The 16,981-nt window shown below is 71.3% G+C and carries 11 protein-coding genes; 3 read left to right on the forward strand and 8 right to left on the reverse strand.

All coding sequences use genetic code 11. The features are described from left to right. Nucleotides 1-16: 16 nt before the first annotated feature. Nucleotides 17-2,419 (reverse strand): ATP-binding protein, encoded by a 2,403-nt coding sequence (locus tag AMYTH_RS0117430; protein ID WP_027931413.1) that lies wholly within the window; start codon nt 2,417-2,419, stop codon nt 17-19. Between the two features lie 103 nt (nt 2,420-2,522). Here AMYTH_RS0117430 and AMYTH_RS0117435 point away from each other — a divergent pair, with 103 nt between their 5' ends. Further along, nucleotides 2,523-3,194: a helix-turn-helix transcriptional regulator gene (locus AMYTH_RS0117435; protein WP_051362724.1), complete on the forward strand. Its 672-nt coding sequence runs from the start codon at nt 2,523-2,525 to the stop codon at nt 3,192-3,194. Between the two features lie 90 nt (nt 3,195-3,284). Here AMYTH_RS0117435 and AMYTH_RS0117440 read toward each other — a convergent pair whose 3' ends face one another. The 3 genes from AMYTH_RS0117440 to AMYTH_RS0117450 form a co-directional block, all read right to left on the reverse strand. Further along, nucleotides 3,285-6,545: a BTAD domain-containing putative transcriptional regulator gene (locus AMYTH_RS0117440; protein ID WP_027931415.1), complete on the reverse strand. Its 3,261-nt coding sequence runs from the start codon at nt 6,543-6,545 to the stop codon at nt 3,285-3,287. Nucleotides 6,546-7,395: 850 nt separating this feature from the next. Next, nucleotides 7,396-10,179 (reverse strand): AfsR/SARP family transcriptional regulator, encoded by a 2,784-nt coding sequence (locus tag AMYTH_RS0117445; RefSeq protein WP_228684840.1) that lies wholly within the window; start codon nt 10,177-10,179, stop codon nt 7,396-7,398. A gap of 52 nt (nt 10,180-10,231) precedes the next feature. Further along, the gene (locus tag AMYTH_RS0117450) at nt 10,232-11,125 is read right to left on the reverse strand and encodes an SseB family protein (RefSeq protein WP_027931417.1); all 894 of its coding nucleotides are present in this window, start codon (nt 11,123-11,125) and stop codon (nt 10,232-10,234) included. A gap of 64 nt (nt 11,126-11,189) precedes the next feature. Between AMYTH_RS0117450 and AMYTH_RS0117455 the strand changes: the two genes are divergently transcribed. After that, nucleotides 11,190-12,872: a right-handed parallel beta-helix repeat-containing protein gene (locus tag AMYTH_RS0117455; RefSeq protein WP_027931418.1), complete on the forward strand. Its 1,683-nt coding sequence runs from the start codon at nt 11,190-11,192 to the stop codon at nt 12,870-12,872. Nucleotides 12,873-12,903: 31 nt separating this feature from the next. Here the strand turns inward: AMYTH_RS0117455 and AMYTH_RS0117460 are convergent, their stop codons facing one another. Next, nucleotides 12,904-13,632 (reverse strand): SGNH/GDSL hydrolase family protein, encoded by a 729-nt coding sequence (locus tag AMYTH_RS0117460; RefSeq protein ID WP_037322582.1) that lies wholly within the window; start codon nt 13,630-13,632, stop codon nt 12,904-12,906. 110 nt (nt 13,633-13,742) lie between these two features. Here AMYTH_RS0117460 and AMYTH_RS47935 point away from each other — a divergent pair, with 110 nt between their 5' ends. Then, nucleotides 13,743-14,423, forward strand: a complete 681-nt coding sequence (locus AMYTH_RS47935) for a TetR/AcrR family transcriptional regulator (RefSeq protein WP_157360622.1) — start codon at nt 13,743-13,745, stop codon at nt 14,421-14,423. On the opposite strand, the gene AMYTH_RS45150 is transcribed toward AMYTH_RS47935, so the two are convergent. The 3 genes from AMYTH_RS45150 to AMYTH_RS0117475 all read right to left on the reverse strand — a co-directional run bounded on the left by AMYTH_RS45150 (nt 14,409) and on the right by AMYTH_RS0117475 (nt 16,927). Then, the gene (locus tag AMYTH_RS45150; protein WP_051362726.1) at nt 14,409-15,272 is read right to left on the reverse strand and encodes a DMT family transporter; all 864 of its coding nucleotides are present in this window, start codon (nt 15,270-15,272) and stop codon (nt 14,409-14,411) included. The two genes, AMYTH_RS47935 and AMYTH_RS45150, sit on opposite strands and share 15 nt — an antisense overlap. Nucleotides 15,273-15,406: 134 nt before the next feature. Further along, complete coding sequence (locus AMYTH_RS0117470) at nt 15,407-15,892, reverse strand: MarR family winged helix-turn-helix transcriptional regulator (RefSeq protein ID WP_027931420.1); 486 nt, start codon at nt 15,890-15,892, stop codon at nt 15,407-15,409. A gap of 84 nt (nt 15,893-15,976) precedes the next feature. Next, nucleotides 15,977-16,927 (reverse strand): SseB family protein, encoded by a 951-nt coding sequence (locus AMYTH_RS0117475; RefSeq protein WP_027931421.1) that lies wholly within the window; start codon nt 16,925-16,927, stop codon nt 15,977-15,979. Nucleotides 16,928-16,981: the final 54 nt, after the last annotated feature.

Genomic DNA, 16,981 nt, shown 5'->3' on the forward strand with positions numbered 1-16,981 from the left:
CAACACCAGCGCCAACTCACCCCAGCCCAGACAACAAACGCTTCGCCAGATCCGCCGCCGCCTCAGTGCCCAGGTCCTCGCACACCGCCAGCGCCTCGCGGCGGTGTTCGGCCGCCAGTGGGCCTCGTCCGGTCGCTTCCAGCACCAGCGCCAGCTCCGCGAGCGCCTGCGCCCGCTGCCAGCGCGTCAGCACCTGCGTGAACACCTGGAGCGCCGCCTGCAGGCAGTCTTCCGCCAGGCCCAGCCGCCCGGCTTCCCGCCACGCCGCGCCCTCCTGGACGGCGCATTCGCCGCCCGGCACGGGGAAACCGCCCTCGTCGAACAGCCTCCGCGCGGTCCGGAACGCCTCGGCGCCACCCGGCCAGTCACCGGTCTCCGTCAGCGCCCTGCCGAGCAACTGGAACGTCAGCGCGCGGAAGAACCGGTACGTGAACGGGTTCGCGTCGTCCCGGTAGCGTTCGGTGTCGGCGAGCACCTCGCGGTGCACCAGCAGCGCCTCGCCGGGACGGCCGACCGCGCACAACACCTTCCCCAGCACGTTGCGGATCGACCCCTGCCCCATCCAGAAATCCATGTCCGCCAAGCCGACTGACCGCTCGACGTGGTCCAGCGCCTCCTCCGGCCGCCCCAGCCGCAGCAACACCGAACCGAGATACCCGAGCGCCCACGTCTGCTCGCGCCGGTCGCCGATCTCGGTCGCGATCGCCAGCGCCTCCTCGTGCGCGGCGCGGCCACCTTCGTTGTCGCCGAGGCAGTAGTACCTCGCCCAGCCGAGGAAGTTCAGCAACACCGCCTCGTCCGCGCGGCTGCCCAGCGCCCGCGCCGCGTCCACGCCGAGCGCGAACACCTCGTCCCACGGCAGCTGCTGGATCCGGCCGTCCGAGAACCAGTGCAAGGCTCTGGCCAGGTCCACCACCTGCCGGTGCTTGCCGTGCGCGAGCGCGGCCCGTTGCGCGGCGAGCCAGTTCGCCGCCTCCGCGTCGAGCCAGGCCGCGGCCTCCTCACGCGTCGCGAACCGGCTCGCCTCCAGCGAATCCCGCAGCGCGTCCGGGTAGAACAGCCGCCCGGCCTCGATCCCGGTGTCCAGCAGGTGGTCCAGCACCGAGCACGTCGCGGCCGACGTCTCGCCGGCATCCTCCTCGACGGCCAGCCGCTCCCGCGCGAACAGGCGGATCAGGTCGTGGAAGGTGTAGCGGCCGGGCACGCTGCCCTCCTGCAGCAGGTTCGCGTCGACCAGCTCGTCGATGTGGGCCCGCACGTCCGGGGTCGCCATGCCGGTGGCGACGGTCGCCAGGTCGGCGCCGAAATCCGGGCCCGGGATCACCGCCAGGCGGCGGAACACCAGCCGCGCCGCCGGGGACAACCGGCGGTGCGACATCTCGAACGCCGACCGCACCCGCAGGTCCCCCGCCGACAACGCGGCCAGCCGCGTGCTCTCGTCACGCAACTGGTCGACCAGGTAGGCGATCGTCCAGTGCGGCCTGGTCGCCAGCCGGTTCCCCGCGATCCGCACGGCGAGCGGCAGGTTCCCGCACAGCTCGGCCAGCTCCCCCGCCGCGGCCGGCTCGGCACGCACCCGGTCCGGCCCCGCGATCGCCGCGACCAGCGCGGAGGCGTCCGCGGTCTCCAACGGCCGCAGCCACAGCCAGCGCGCCGACTCCAGCCCGGCCAGCGCGCGGCGGCAGGTGATGAGTGTGAGGCATCCGGTCGCGGCCGCCAGCAGCGGGCGGACCTGGGCCTCGTCGGCCGCGTTGTCCAGCAGCACCAGGACCCGGCGGCCGGCCAGCAGCGACCGGAACAACGCCGACTGCTCGGCGACCGCGGCCGGGATCTCCGCCGCAGGCACGTTCAGACCACGCAACAGGACGTCCAGTGCGGCGCGCGGGGTGACCGGCTGGTCGTCCATGCCGCGCAGGTCGACCGACAGGAAACCGTCCGGGAACTCGGCCGCCAGGAGGTGCGCGGCCGTGCGGGCCAGCGCCGTCTTGCCGACGCCCGGGTGCCCGACGAGCGACACGACCACGCCGCTCGGGATGGTGAGCGCGTCGGCCGCCGCTCGGCGCAACGTGTCCAGCTCGTGGCCGCGGCCCACCAGGTCCGGCACCGCGGCCGGCGGCGGCCCCGCGAACGGCACGACTGGTCTGGACCTGCGGCGACGGCCGTCGCGGGCCGCGGCCAGGAAGTCTTCGCGGTTGCCGCCGGTCAGCCCGAGCGCGTCGGCGAGGGCTTCGGTGGAGCGGCGCTGCGCGGCGCGGGCGCGGCCGCGCTCCAGGTCGGACAGGGCCCGCACGCTGACCCCGGAGGCCTGCGCGAGGTCGGCCTGCGTGAGCCGGGCCGAGCGGCGATGGCGTAGCAGCAGTTCACCGAAGGTCGGATCCTCCCCCGGTGACCCTATGTCCACTGTCTCGCTCACCGCCACCCATTAAACCGGCAGAACTGCGGGCGCCGAAACCTGCCGGTGCTTCCGCCTGGTTCCGCCTGTATCGGTACGGTTAGGTGGCCCTATGCCGTACAGCACCGCTATGCGGGATGTCCCCGGCGGCAGGCCCGCCGCCCGCCTGCACGCCGTCCCGGCGGCCGACCGCGCGGTGGTCCGCGTCGCGGTACTGGCCGACGACGTGTTCCTGCGCGCCGGCCTGCTCAGCGAGATCCAGGGCAAACCCGGCATCCATGTGGTCAACGGGACGCCCGCGTCGGCGGACGTCGTGGTCGCGATGACGGAGTCGGTGGCCGGCCTGCCCGAACTGGTGGCCGACGCCCCGACGAACGCGCGGCTGGTGCTGATCACCGACGCGCCCCGCCCGGCGGAACTGTGGACCGCGATCGAGAACGGCCTGGTGGTGTTGCTCCCGCGCGCGGAGGTCACGACCGCCCGGCTGTTGCGCGCGATCGCCGACGCGCACCAGGGCCACGGCCACCTGCCTGCCGAGCAGCTGGGCCAGGTGCTGCACGGGCTGGCCCGCCTGCAGCGCGAGGTGCTGGCGCCGCGCGAGCTGATGCTGAACGGGTTGTCCCGCCGCGAGACCGAGGTGCTGCGCCGCCTCGCCGACGGCCAGGACACGGCCGAGATCGCCGCGGAAATGTCCTATTCGGAGCGCACGGTCAAGAACATCCTGCACAGCCTCACCAGCAGGCTGGGGCTGCGCAACCGCACGCACGCCGTGTCCTACGCGCTGCGGAACGGGCTCATCTGAGCGGTGGGTGGCGGACACGCCGAGGCGAGGCGGCGCCTCGGCGTGTCCGCTGGTCCCGGGCCAGGCGATGGCCGGCCCGGGAGTTCGGGGTCAGGCCACGGACGTCACGGGCCAGCGGTCTCCGGTGAAGTCGCGCAGCTCGGCCGCTTCCGGCGCGCCCAGCTCGTCGAACAGGGCGTAGGCGCGGCGCCAGTAGTCCTGCGCCAGGCCGGCTCGCGCGGCGCAGCGGTGCAGTTCGGCCAGTTCGTTGAGCGCCCGCGCCTGCTGGTAGCGCTCGCCCCGGTTGATCGCCGCCCGCAATCCGGCCTCGATCAGGTCCGCGGCGGTGAGCAGGTCGCCGATGTCGCGGTGCACCCCGCCGAAGTCGATGAGCACTTCGCTCTCGGTCGCCGGTCCGCTGACCGTGCGGACGATCCGAAGCGCCTCGTTGAGGTTTCCGAGCGCGTCGTCGAACCGGCCGGTCTGCCGGTAGGTGTTGCCGAGCCGGTGCCGCGCATAGGCGATCCGCGGCTCCAGGCCGTGCGTCTCGGCGAGGTCGACGGCTTCCTTCAGGTGCTCGATCGCCTCGCGCTGCCTGCCCAGCCGCCGCCACGCGTCGCCGAGGTCGGCCAGCGCGCCGCTCTCCCCGTCCGGGTCGCCGGCCTGCCGGGACAGCACCAGCGCGTGCCGGTACTGGTCGACGGCCTCGTCGAGCCGGCCGAGCGTGGCCAGCGTGGCGCCGAGGTTCGCGGCGACAGCGCTTTCCAGCCGGGCGTCCCCGGCGCAGCGGACACCGGCCGTGCGGAACAGCCGCAGCGCCTCGGGGAACTCACCGACGCGGTGGCAGAGCACGGCCAGCGCGGTCAGCGAGGTGGCTTCCAGTTCGCGCTCGCCGTTCGCGCGGTGCAGGTCGATCGCGCGCAGGAACTGCTCACGCGCGTCGGCGGCGCGGCCGTGGTGCAGGTACGCGGCCGCGAGGTCGGAGCGGGTGTGCGCCTCACCGACCCGGTCCTGCGCCGCGGTCGCGGCCGCCAGCGCGGCCTCGTGCGTGTGCACCCAGTCGTGGTCGTGGCTGTAGCCGTAGAGGTACAGGTACGCGCGCAGGCAGCGGGTCAGCTGCCAGGCGTGCGTCGGCCAGCCCTGCTCGGCGGCCAGGCTGACGGCGGCGATCAGGCACGGGCGCTCCGCCTCCAGCCACCGCTTCGCCGCCTCGCGGTCGGGCAGCACCGGGCCGTGCGCGGGCGCGGCGCCGGTCAGCGGGATGTGCTTGGCCGGGTAGATCAGCTGCGTGGCGCGGGCGGCGGTGTGCAGGTAGAAGTCGAGCACGCGGGTGATCGCGGCGCGCCGGGCCGGCTCCGGCTCGTTGTCGCGGGCGAGGCCGCGCGCGTACTCGGCGAGCAGGTTGTGCAGCCGGTACCGGTCGCGGGTGACGACGGTGACCAGGTTCTCGTCCACGAGACGGTCGAGCAGCCACCGCGCCCGGGCCGGGGTGAGCCCGGCGAGCGCGCCAACCGACTCGGGGGTGAAGTCCGCGCCGGGGTGCAGGCCCAGCAGGCGGAACAGGCGCTGCTCCTCGGCTGCGAGCGCCTGATAGGACAGTTCGAACACCGCGCGCAGCCGCCGGCTGCCCGCGGCCAGTTCGTCGATGCGGTCACCGGTTTCGGCCAGCCGGGCGGCGAGGTCGGCGACTGTCCACGTCGGACGGGACTGGAGGCGACGGGCGGCGAGCGCGACGGCCATCGGCAGCCAGCCGCACAGTTCGCCCACCCGGCGGGCGGCCTCGGGTTCGCTCTCCACCCGCTTGGCGCCGACGACGCGGACGAGCAGTTCGCGGGCCTCGGCCGGGGTGAAAACGTCCAGCGGCAGGGTGCGGGCGCCGTCGAGGGCGAGCGCGCGGCGGCTGGTGACCAGGACGAGGTTCGTCGGCCCGGCAGGCAGCAGCGGCAGGATCTGGTCCTCGCTGGCCGCGTTGTCCAGCAGCACCAGCACATCCCGGCCGTAGACGCGGTCGCGGTACAGGGAGGCGCGCTCGTCGAGGCTCGGCGGGATCTGGTCGCCGGGCACGCCGAGCAGGCGCAGAAACGACGCGAGCACCGCGGCCGGGTCTGCGGGCGGCTGGTCGGAGTGGCCGCGCAGGTCGACGTAGAGCTGGCAGTCGCCGTAGCGGCCCTCGGCGAGCAGCTGGTGCGCGACGTGCACGGCGAGGCGGGTCTTGCCGACGCCGGCCATGCCCTCGATGAGCGCGATGCCGACCGCGGTGCCGCCGTCGATCGCGCGGAGCCCGTCGCGGAGGGTGGTCAGCTCCGCTTCGCGGCCGCTGAAGTCGGCGGTGTCGAGCGGCAGCTGGCGGTGGGCGCTGACCGGGGCGAACTCCGGCCGCGCGACCTCCTGGCGCAGGACGCGCTGGTAGGCGGTGGCCAGTTCCGGCCCGGGGTCCGCGCCGAGTTCGCCCGCGAGGCGGCGGCGCAGGGTGTCGAACACGTCGAGCGCGGCGGCCTGCTGGCCACTGCCGGCGAGGGCGATCATGAGGCGCGCGTGGACGGCCTCGTGGAGCGGATCGGCCTCGGCGACGCGCTGCAGGAGCGGCAGAACCTCCTGGTAGCGCCCGAGATCCGAGGCGGCGCCCGCGTACTCGACGACGACGGCCCGGTACTCGCGCACGAGCGCGACGACGATCGGGTGGGAGTCCAGTGCGCTCAGCCCTTCGAGCGGTTCGCCCCGCCAGAGACCGACGGCTTCGGCGAAGAGACCGCACGCTTCGGCGAGTTCGCCCTCCTCGCGGACATGCCGCGCGCGGGCGACGAGCTGGCGGAAGAGGAGCAGGTCGTGCTGCCCCTCGGCGACCTTGAGCTGGTAGCCGCCGCGCGCGGAGACGATGAAGCCGTTCTCCGGGTCGCCCTGGAGGCGGCGGCGCAGGCGGGAGATGCGGGACTGCAGGAGGTCCACGGTGCCGTGCTCGGGCTGGTCGCCCCAGACGGCTTCGACGAGCGCGTCCCGGCCGACGGGGGCGTTCGGGGACAGCGCGAGGAGCGCGAGGAGGGTGCGCTGGGTTTCCGAGCCCGGATCGACCGGTTCGCCGTCCGCGATGACCCGCAGCGGCCCGAGAACCTCGACCCGCAGCCCGCCGCCGGTGGCCTGCTCGCTGCCCGCCTCGCGGAGCAGCTCGCCCAGCTCCACACGGGACAGGCCCAGCACATCGCCCAACTTGCGCAGAGTGGACACGCGCGGCCGGGTGACACGTCCCTGCTCGACGTCACGCAGGCCCGCCACGCTGAGCCCCGCCAGGTCGGCGACCTCCCGCTGGGTGAGGCCCGCGCGCCGGCGGAAGCCCTGGACCAGCGCGCCCAAGCGGCTCCGCGAACCGTCGCTCATTCGTTCACCGCCCCGATCTCGTCGTTCGCAGCCTGGGACGCAGTGCTGCGCCAAGCCGTTCCCGCGTTACTCCGACAGAGTTACAAACTCCGCTTCGAAAATGCTTCGAAGGAAGGTGGCGGGTGCGTTGGTCGCTTGGAGTTAACGCAGGTGTTGCCTGGTGGATGCGGGCGGTGAGGGGTGGTTGCGGAGGGTGATCATGAGTTGGGGCAGGAGTGGTGGGGCTCGGTGGCTGGACTGGGTCGCCGTGGCTCGTGGGGCGTTGGCCCGGCTCGTGTGGCGATGAACGGACCATTCATCGCTTCACAGCATGGCTGGCCCACTCACGGCGCACGACAGCGCCACCCGCGCAGCGATGAACCGGCCATTCATCCAATCCCCGCGCGATTGGCTCCCTCACCGGTGCACGAGGAGGCCACTCGCGCGGCGATGAAACGGACCGTTCACGCTTCACAGCACCGGCTGGTCCCTTCACCGGCGCACGACAGCGCCACTCGCACAGCGATGAACGACCGTTCATCCCTTCCCGACGCGAGCGATTCCTTCCCAGCGCGAGTGGCTCCCTCACCGACGCACGGACGTGCCGCTCGCGCGGCGATAAAAGGACCATTCATCCCTTCGCAGCACGGCTGGTCCCTCCACCGGCGCACGACAGCGCCACCCGCGCGACGATGAACGGGCCATTCATCGGAGCGGGCATCCGCCCCGCCCCACCAGCCGCCGCAGCCACCCAGCCGTTCCAGCCGCCCCAACCATCCAGCCGTTCCAGCCACCCCAACCACCCAGCCGCCGGACGGCAACCACAGCAGAAACCCCCGCCGCCCAGCCACCGAACCAGCCACCGCGGCAGTTACGCCGACCACTCCGAGACGCTGTCCAGCTTCGCGCGGATCTGGCCTCCGTCCGGCGAACCCAGCTCCTCCAGCAACTCCAGCGCGGCCCGCCAGGCGCGTTGAGCCGCGGCCGAATCGCCCCGCGCCAGGTGTGCGTCGCCGAGGCGGTCCAAGGTTCGGCTTTCGTAGTAGCGGCTTCCGTGGCGCCGGTAGAGCCCCACGGCGGTCTCGTAGCAGCGCACCGCCTCGTCCAAGTTCCCCAGCGACTGCTGCGCGTACCCGACGCTGTCCCACGCGTTGGCCTCACCGACCAGGTTCCCCAGCTCGGCCTGCACCGCGATCGACTCCTTGCAGTGCGCCAGCGCCTGCTCGTAGTCCCCCAGCCGCGCACAGCTCCAGCCCATGTTGTTCAGCGCGCTGGCCGCCCCGTACCGGTTCCCCGCTGCCTGGAACAACTCCAGCGCCCGCCGCGCGTGGTGGAACTCCTCGGCGTAATCCCCGAGGCGATCACACACCCACGTGAGCCCCTGCCGCACGTCGGCCTGGTACCCGAGGTCCCCCAGCTCCTCGAACAGGTCCAGCGCCCGATCGAGCTGCGCCCGCGCCTCCTCGTCCCGGCCGAGCGCCGTCAGGATGACCGCGAGCCCCCGGTGGCTGTGCGCCAGCGCGACCGGGTCCCCGAGCCGCGCGGCCGCCTCCAGCGCCACCTCGTACGTCCGCGGCTCCCCCAGCCAGTGCCTGCCCTGCCGCACGAACGTGTGGCTCAACGCGCACGCCAGCTGCCACGCGTGCGTGTCGAACCCGGACGCGGCCGCGCGGTCGATCGCCGCCACCAGCACCGGGTGCTCGGCGGCGAACCAGGCGCCGGCGTCCGCGGGCGGCTCCACCACCACACCCGGCGACGGCGGGTCCAGCGCCAGCGGCTCGCGTTGCGGGCTCAGCGTCGCCGCGCCCGCGTGCGCCGTGTGCACGTAGTGGTCCAGCATCCGCCGCACCGCCGCGGTCCGCTCCGCCTCCGCGTCCTCCTCGTGCGTCAGCTCGATCGCGTACGCACGCAGCAGGTCGTGGAACGCGTACCGCCCGGGGGCGCGCTCGGCGACCAGGTGCGCGCGCGTCAGCTCGGCCAGCAGCGGCCGCACCCGGGACACGCCCAGCAGGCTCGCCGCCGCCGCCACGGTCACGTGCGGCCCGGGGTGCAGACCGAGGAACCGGAACAGCCGGGCCGCGTCCGCGCTGATCGTGTGGTACGACCACGAGAACACCGCGCGCACGTCGGAACTCGCGTCGTCGCCCTCGAAAGCGTCCAGTCTGCCGCGCGCGGCGCACAACTCGGCGGCCAGCTCGCCCAGCGTGAACCCCGGGTTCGTCGCCGCCCGCGCGGCCACGATCGCCAGCGCCAGCGGGAGCCGCGCGCACAACGTGTTGATCGAGGCGACCGCCTCCGGCTCCGCCGCCACCCGGTCCGCCCCGAGCCGCCGCGCGAGCAGTTCGCGCGCCTCCGCGTCGGACAGCAGGTCCAGGCTCACCGGCGCCGCGCCCTCGACCGCCACCAGCCCGGCCAGCTGGTTCCGGCTCGTCACCAGCGTGAAACTGCCGGGCGCGCCGGGCAGCAGCGGGCGCACCTGGTCCGCGTCGCGCGCGTTGTCCAGCACCACCAGCACCCGCTTGTCCGCCAGCAGACTGCGGTAGAGGCTCACCTGCGCCTCCACGCTCACCGGGATCCGTTGCGCCGGAACGGCGAGCGCGTCGAGGAACCGCCGCACCGCCTCCGCCGGGCTCATCGCGCACGCGCCGGGATCGAAGCCGCGCAGGTTGACGTACAGCTGCCCGTCCGGGAACCGATCCCGCACCCGGTGCGCCCAGTGCACCGCGAACGCCGACTTGCCGACACCGGCGCCACCGCTGACGACCGCCACCGACACCGACGGCCGGTCGCCGCTGCCGTCCAGCGGCAGCAACGCGTCCAGCCGCGCGAGGTCGCGCATCCGCCCGGCGAACTGCGGCACGTCACCGGGCAACTGGCGCGGCACCGGCCCCTCCTCGGGCTCGTCGCGCAGCAGCCGCACCTGCGTGTCCCGCAGCAGCGGCCCCGGCTCGACGCCGAGTTCGTCGATGAGCCGCGACCGAACCGCGGTGTAGACCTCCAACGCCTCGGGCGTGCGGCCGCAGCGGTGCAACGCGAGCATCAGCAGGGCCTGCAGGCGTTCCCGGAACGGGTTGTTCTCGGCCTCCTGCCGCAGCCCGGTGACCACCGACCGGTGCCGCCCGGCGGCGAGTTCGGCGTCGAAGTAGTCCTCCAGCGCGCTCAGCCGCTTCTCCGCGAGCGGCGGGCCTTCCCGGTCGAGCAGCGACTGGGTGACCCCGCCCAGCGCCGGCCCCTGCCACAGGTCGAGCGCCGCGCGCAGCCGCCGGGCCGCCTCCCCGACACGGCCGGCGTCGAGGTCCGCGCGCGCCCTGGCGACGGCGTCGTCGAACTCGTGCAGGTCCAGCTCACCCGGCCCGACCTCGATCACGTACCCCGGCGCGCGCCTGCTGATCACGTCGGCGCCGATCAGCTTGCGCAGTTCGGAGACGTACACCTGCACCTGGCCACGCACCGTCGCCGGCGGCGCGGCGCCCCAGACCAGGGCGAACAGCTGCTCGTCCGGCACCACGCGCCCGGCGTTGAGCAGCAGCGCCGCGAGCACCGACCGCTGCTTCGGCCCGCCCAGCCGCACCGGCCCGTCCGGCCCCGACACCTCGATCGGGCCCAGCAGCCGGTACCGCACCGGGCGGGCCTCGTCGGGCGGGTTCGCGGACACGTTCGGCACCTTCCGTGGACAGAGCGGCTACAGGGAAACCAAGCGCGTGGCGCTAATCCGCGCCCGCGTCGGGCGACAGCGCCCCGGCGATCACCTCGACCAGCTCGAACACGCCCTCACCGGAGAGGATCAGCTCGGTCTCGGTCCCCGGGTTGAAGCAGAGCACGTGGTCCTCGTCCGGCCACTGGGCGAGCACGCCGAGGAAGGGCACGGTGGCGTGCGGCTGCCCGGGTGCAACCCGCTCCAGCATCGCCGGGGACGAGAAGAGGGCGACCACCGGGAAGTCCCCGCGCCGCGTCGTGCGCCAGGGGAGGTCCTCCCCGGGATCCTGGACGGGCCGGGTCGTCGCGACGACCACCTGACCGTTCACCAGTGCCTCCAGGTAAGCGTTCTCGTCCTGGCTGCCCATCGCGGCGACCAGCGCGGTTTCCAGGTCGTTCGACGGCGCAGGCACCGGTCCCGGTTCCCGTCCCGCGCCGAATTCCTCCAGCACCAGGCCGCGAACCTGGCGCCGCATCTGCTCGAACGCAGCCTCCTGGGCGTCGGCGGCCGCGACCAGCTGTTCGCGCCCCTGCGCCAGCGCGATGAGGGAGTCCGGTGACAGCACCGAACCGATGGGCAGGCCCGGGTTGATCGCGAGCTGCAGTGTGCTGTTCGGACGCCACTGCGCCCGGATCTGCCCGAACGTGGTGGCGACGTGGTCCTGGGCGAACGGCCCCAGCACGGCTTCCATCGCGCGGGGCGAGGTGAAGACGAGGAGGTGCTCGCGCTCCAGCGGGAGCAGGGAGACCAGCTCGTGCCACTCCGGGGTGTCCCGTTTCGGCAGCACGGGCAGGTAGACGGGCGCGGCCAGCAGGAGCTGCGCGTAGCGCCGGCCGTCCCCCTCGGCGAGCGCGGCCTGCAGTGCGTGCTCGATTTCATTGTCCGGCTGCCACACAGGTTCCACGCGCCCTTGCCTCTCTGGGGTACCTTTTGTCCTGCAAACCCTAGTCGGCCGAACCACGGAAGCCATGCCACGCACCCTCTTCGTCGCCCCGGACCAGCGCGGCGCACTGCCCACCATCCGCGACGCGCTCGAAGCCGCCGAGGAGGGCGCCGTCATCTCGATCGCCCCCGGGGACTACCCCGAGCCGATCTCGATCAACCGGCAGCACGTGACCCTGTCGGCGCGCGAATCGGGCAGCGTCACCATCAGTTCGCCGTTCCCGGACCAGCCGGTCGTCTCCATCACCGACAGCCACGTTGAGCTGATCGGGCTGAAGTTCACCTCCGAGGAGCATTCGGCGGTCCGCGTGCGCGGCGGTCAGGTGAAGATCGTCGAGTGCGCGGCGACCGCAAGGTACGCGCCGGGCATCGACGTCGCGGGAGCCGACCGGATCGAGGTCCGCAACAGCCACGTCACGGGCGCGCAGTACGGGATCGTGGTGGAAGAGTCCGACGGCGTCATCGACCGCTGCGAGATCCGCGAGATCGCGGACGACGGCGTCATCGTCCGCCTCGGCGCGCGGATCAAGATCCAGCACACCACGATCGCCGCGTGCGGGTTCCGCGGCGTGTACATGTACCAGGCCGGCGACTCCAGCCTGGACCGCTGCGACATCTCGCAGACCGGGGACGCCGGGATCGCCGTGGCAGACCAGAGTTCGCCGGTCATCAACACCTGCTGGGTGCACGACACGCAGGGCGTCGGAATCAGCGTCGGGCGCGGCTGCGGCGGCGTGATCGAGGACTGCCGCGTGGAGAACACGGCCGTGCCTGCCATCCACCTGGCCGACGGCGCGCGCACCGAGATCCGCGAGGGCGACCCGGCGCGCGGCAAGGTCCCGGTGGGCGCGGTCGCGACCACGGGCAACCACCAGGACCTGGAGACCGTCGACAAGTTGCTGGGAGAGCTCGACGGGATGATCGGTCTGGCGAGCGTCAAGGCCGAGGTGCGCGGGCTGATCGACGAGATCCAGGTCAACGAGTGGCGCCGCAGCGAGGGGCTCTCCGTCGGCACGGTCAGCAACCACCTCGTGTTCGCCGGCGCGCCCGGCACCGGTAAGACGACGGTGGCGCGCATCTACGGCCAGTTGCTCAAGGCGCTCGGAATCCTGCCGAACGGGCGGTTCAAGGAAGTGTCGCGGCGAGACCTGGTCGGCCAGTACATCGGCCACACCGCGGAAAAGGCGGCCTCGGCGTTCGAGGAGGCGCGCGGTGGCGTGCTGTTCATCGACGAGGCGTACACCCTGTCCCGCTCGAGCGGCAGCGGCGCCGACTTCGGCCAGGAGGCCATCGACACGCTGGTGAAGCTGATGGAGGACCACCGCGACGAGGTCGCCGTGATCGTCGCGGGCTACACCGACGAGATGGCGAAGTTCATGGACGCCAACCCCGGTCTGGCGTCCCGATTCAACAAGACGCTGGTGTTCGAGAACTACAGCCCCGAGGAACTCGTCGCGATCAGCCTGCACATGGCCCGCAGCGACGACTACCTGCTCGGCGAGGATCTGGACGTGGCGCTGCTGGAGTGGTTCGGGCAGATGGAGCGCGACCAGAACTTCGGCAACGCCCGTGAGGCGCGCAAGCTGCTGGAGCGGATGCGCAAGTCCCAGTCGACGCGGCTGCGGTCGCTGGGCCACCACCCCACCCGGGACGACCTGCGAACCCTCACGCTGGACGATCTGCTGGAGGCCGTCCGCGGCACGGGCTGAAGCCGGTCCCCACTCCCGGCTACCAGGGCGCCTACCCGACTCCGGCCACGAATTCGCCGATCACATCGGCTATGAGCCCGGCACCCGTGCTGTTCTGGTGGATCGTGTCCGTCGTGAGACTCAGACCTCGGCGCCTCGAGATGTCGTCGAAGGAGCGACGCAACATGAAATGCTGTGTTGACGCGGTTACGGAGAGTCGTAAGCCCGGCCGGTAGACGGTTCCGGGAGTCCGCGGGTGCTCGCGCAGGTAGGCGAGCTGACGTTCGTGCAGCGGCAGGTACGACACACCGGTCGCGTCCGCGACCTCCCGTATCACGCCGCTGAACTCGGTGGATCGCCTCAACGGCTCCGAGTCCAGGTCTTCACCTATCACCGGCAGCGACAGCAAGCCGAGACGAGCGCCCGTCCGCTTCCTCAACTCGGTGGCAACTGCGGCAAGATCGGACCGGAAACCCTCTCGTGTCAGCGGCGCCGGTGGCCGTCGGATCATGGTCACCAGCCTGCGATTGCTCTCACCCAGCGTCGCGTTGGCATCGTTGGTGCCGATCAAGACAGTGACCACATCCGGCCGCTGCTCGACGATGTCACCAACGCGTCGCCGCAGGGTCGAGGTCACGTCGTAGTTCACGCCGGCATTGACGAACGTCGTCGGAACCGGATGCGAGCGCCTGCCAAGAAGCTCGACGTAGTCGACGCTTACCTGCCCGCGCGTGATGCTGTCGCCGGCGCAGACGACGCGCACGGCATCGGAACGAGACATCCGCAAGGCCTCCTCAGTTCGTGGTCCAGGCGTTGCGCCTTGACATGTGGTTAGTGAACACTCACCATAGTGGGTGAGTACTCACTTACCGTCAAGGGTGATCATCAGAAATGACCATTCGGGAACGAATCCTGGACGCCGCGGCCCAGGTGATGCACGCACGAGGCCTGGCCAGGACCACGACGAGAGAGATCGCGATTGCTGCCGGATGCTCTGAGGCTGCGCTGTACAAGAGCTTTCGCAGCAAGACCGATTTGTTCTTGGCGGTCCTCAACGAGCGATCACCCGCATCGCCGGCTTCGCTGCTCGCCCGAGTGGGCGGATCCGCACGCCGAAAGTCGGTGCAGCGAACACTGGAGGACGTCACTCGAGCCGCGCTCGAGTTCTACGAGCACAACTTCCCGATCGCCGCATCCCTGTTCTCCGACCCGCAACTACTTGCCGCGCACCACGAGTCCTTGGTTCGGCGTGGAGCGGGACCGGAGCATCTCAGCACCGCACTGACGGATTTTCTCGCTGCTCAACAAGAACTCGGCGCCGTCCGAATCGGGGTCGCGCCCGAAGCAGCAACCGCACTGCTGTTGGGAGCCTGTTTTCAACAAGCATTCCTCTGGCAGTTCGAGCGCTCCACCGAACAGCGGGACTACTCGAACCTCGCCCGGACGCTGGTTCGAATACTGCTGCTTGGCATCGAGCAGACCGGGCAGTCGAACACGAGCGGTGAAACACCCGAACGTCGAGAAGACGTCCGGTCACGGGGTGCCGCCACCACAGGATCAGCCCGACCGTGACTTCTGGCGACGACGACTGGGCGACCTGACCGCCAGCGCAACACCGATGGCAGCCAGGGCTGTCCCCATCGCGCTCGACACCGACAACGGCTGCCCCAGCACGGGCACGGCCACCAGACCGGTAACAGGCGGAACGAGGAACAAAGCGCTCGTCGCAGCGCCTCCGCTGTGCCGTCTCAGCATGGCGAACAGCAGCGCAAACCCGCCGATCGAGCACACGACGCTCAGCCAGGCCAGGGGCCAGATGACGGTCAGATCTACACGTATCGCCAGGCCGCCATCAACCAGCGCCAGGGGAGTGACCACCACGGTAGAAGCCAGGAGCTGCACCGTGATTCCCGCGCGGACGTCGATTTCACGAGTGGTGAATCGCTTCTGGTAGAGCGTACCAGCGACGAACGCGGCCAGTCCGCCGAAGACGGCGAGCAGGCCAGCAGTAGGGACGTCGCTGCGCAGTCCCGAGCTCACTGCAACCGCGACGCCGCCCAAACCGAGCGCGAAACCAATCCATTGAATCGGACGGAGGTTCTCGCCGAAGAGGGGCACCGCGATCGCGGCGATCACCAACGGACTCGCACTCACGACGAGAGCCGCCATGCCCGCGGGAACTCCGTTGCCCAGTCCGACGTATACGCCGACGAACTGCATCGCCTGCAACAGGACGCCGACGAACGCAGTATGAGCCCACTGGCGAGGACTCCGGGGCCACGACACCCGGCTTGCGATCGCGAGCGCACCGGCAACCACCGTGGCCACGGCTATTTTCGCCGAGCGCCGACAGTCGCATTCCGTACGAAACCCGTACCGCCCCAATGTGAAGCCGGATAACCCGAGGTAGAGCGGCAACACCGCGCGACCCAATCCTCCACGTCGATGTCGCTTAACGACACTTCAGTCGTTCCATTCTAACTGCACCAAACGGGTAAAACGGCTGAAAGAACAGGACAGGGCGTCCAGAGCGCTGAGCGCGGAAACGCAGAGGGTCATGCCCCTGCGAGCTCCTCCGTGGCCTCCTGCCCAATGCCCACCATCCGCGACAGGAAGTCCTGGATCAACTCCAGCTGAGCTTCGTCGTACCCGGCGCACATTTCGTCCATCGACTTGTTCATCCCGCCGTACAGGCGGAACAGTTCGACGTTCCGCTCCTGGAGGGCTCGCACGATCACGCCGCGGCGGTCGTGCGGATCACGCTCACGTTTGACCCAGCCGCCGCGCTCGAGTCGGTCGAGAATACCCGTCGTCGTGGCTGGGTGTAGGCCGGCGAGACACGCCAGCCCCATCGGGCTTTGCGGGCCGTACCTGTTGATCAGATCGAGGCACGCCAGATCCGCGTCCCGCAAATCGAGATGCACACTCACCTGCCGGTTCAGCAGCGACAGTTGTGTGCTCAGTTGCCTCAACGACTCCTTGACGGTCGTCTGCAAGCGACGTCTTCGCCGGGCCTTTTCTTGAGACAAGCTGGGCGACATAGCTGGCACCCTCTCATGTCCTCTGGTCAAGAATATCGGAGGACATTTCAATTCGGCTACCGCTTCGGGCTGCGGCCGCCTCGTTCACTCGTCAGGCGTCGCCGCTTCGTTGTCCGGGGACCGTCCCGCAGCGGATCCACCGGTCGCGGGCCCACCGCCGGCCGCGGCCGCCTCGGCGATGGCGGTGACCAGTTCCGGCACGCTGGTGCCCGGCAACGTCAGCTCCATGCTCGTGCCCGGGTCGAAGCACAGCACGTGGTCCTCGCCCGGCCAGTTCAGCAGGACGTCCAGGAACGACACCGTCACGCGCGGCCCGCTGTCCGCGGCGACGACGTCGAGCACGCCTTCGGAGCTGAACAACGCCACGACGGGCGTCTCGTCGTCGCCGAGGATGCGCCACGGGAACTCGCCGCTTTCGATCAGCGACTGGTCGGCGACCGGCTCGGTGGTGGGCACCACGACGTCCGCGCCGATCAGCGCGAGCAGGAACCCGTCGAAGTCCAGTTCGGACACCGCGTCGCGCAGGCGCTCCTCCAGCGGGTTGGACGGCTGGAGCGCCGCCGCGGCCTCGGCGTCACCACCCAGTTCCTCCAGCACCAGCCGCCGCACCTCGCCGAGCACCTCGTCGACCATGGCGTTCTGGACGTCCTCGACCGGCACCAGTTCCTGGCGTCCCTCGGCGAGGTCGTCGACCTCGCCCAGCACCAGGTACACGCCGATCGGGATACCGGGGTTGACCACGAGCTGGGAGTGGTCGGGGTGGATCTCGCGCAGCCCCGCGATGTCGGTCCGGCGCCAGCTGTCGACGACGCCGCCAAGGGCCCAGTCCAGCGACTCCTCGGAGGTGAACACGATGACGTGGTTGCCCTCCGGCATCGGCAGGCTCGTCGGCCACGGGTCGCCCGGCTCCGGAGTGGCCGGCACGTACAGCGGAGCGGACCGCAGCAGCTGGGCGAAGCCCTGGCTGTCGCTGCCCTGCAATGCCGTCAGCATGCCGCTCTCGACCTCGTTGGCCGGGCGCCATTCAAAGTCCACTCCAGACACTTCCTTCTGCTCGTCGATCCGCGGTGCGCGTCACCCCGCCGGTTC

This window comes from Amycolatopsis thermoflava N1165 (assembly GCF_000473265.1).
Classification (GTDB): Bacteria; Actinomycetota; Actinomycetes; order Mycobacteriales; family Pseudonocardiaceae; genus Amycolatopsis_E; species Amycolatopsis_E thermoflava.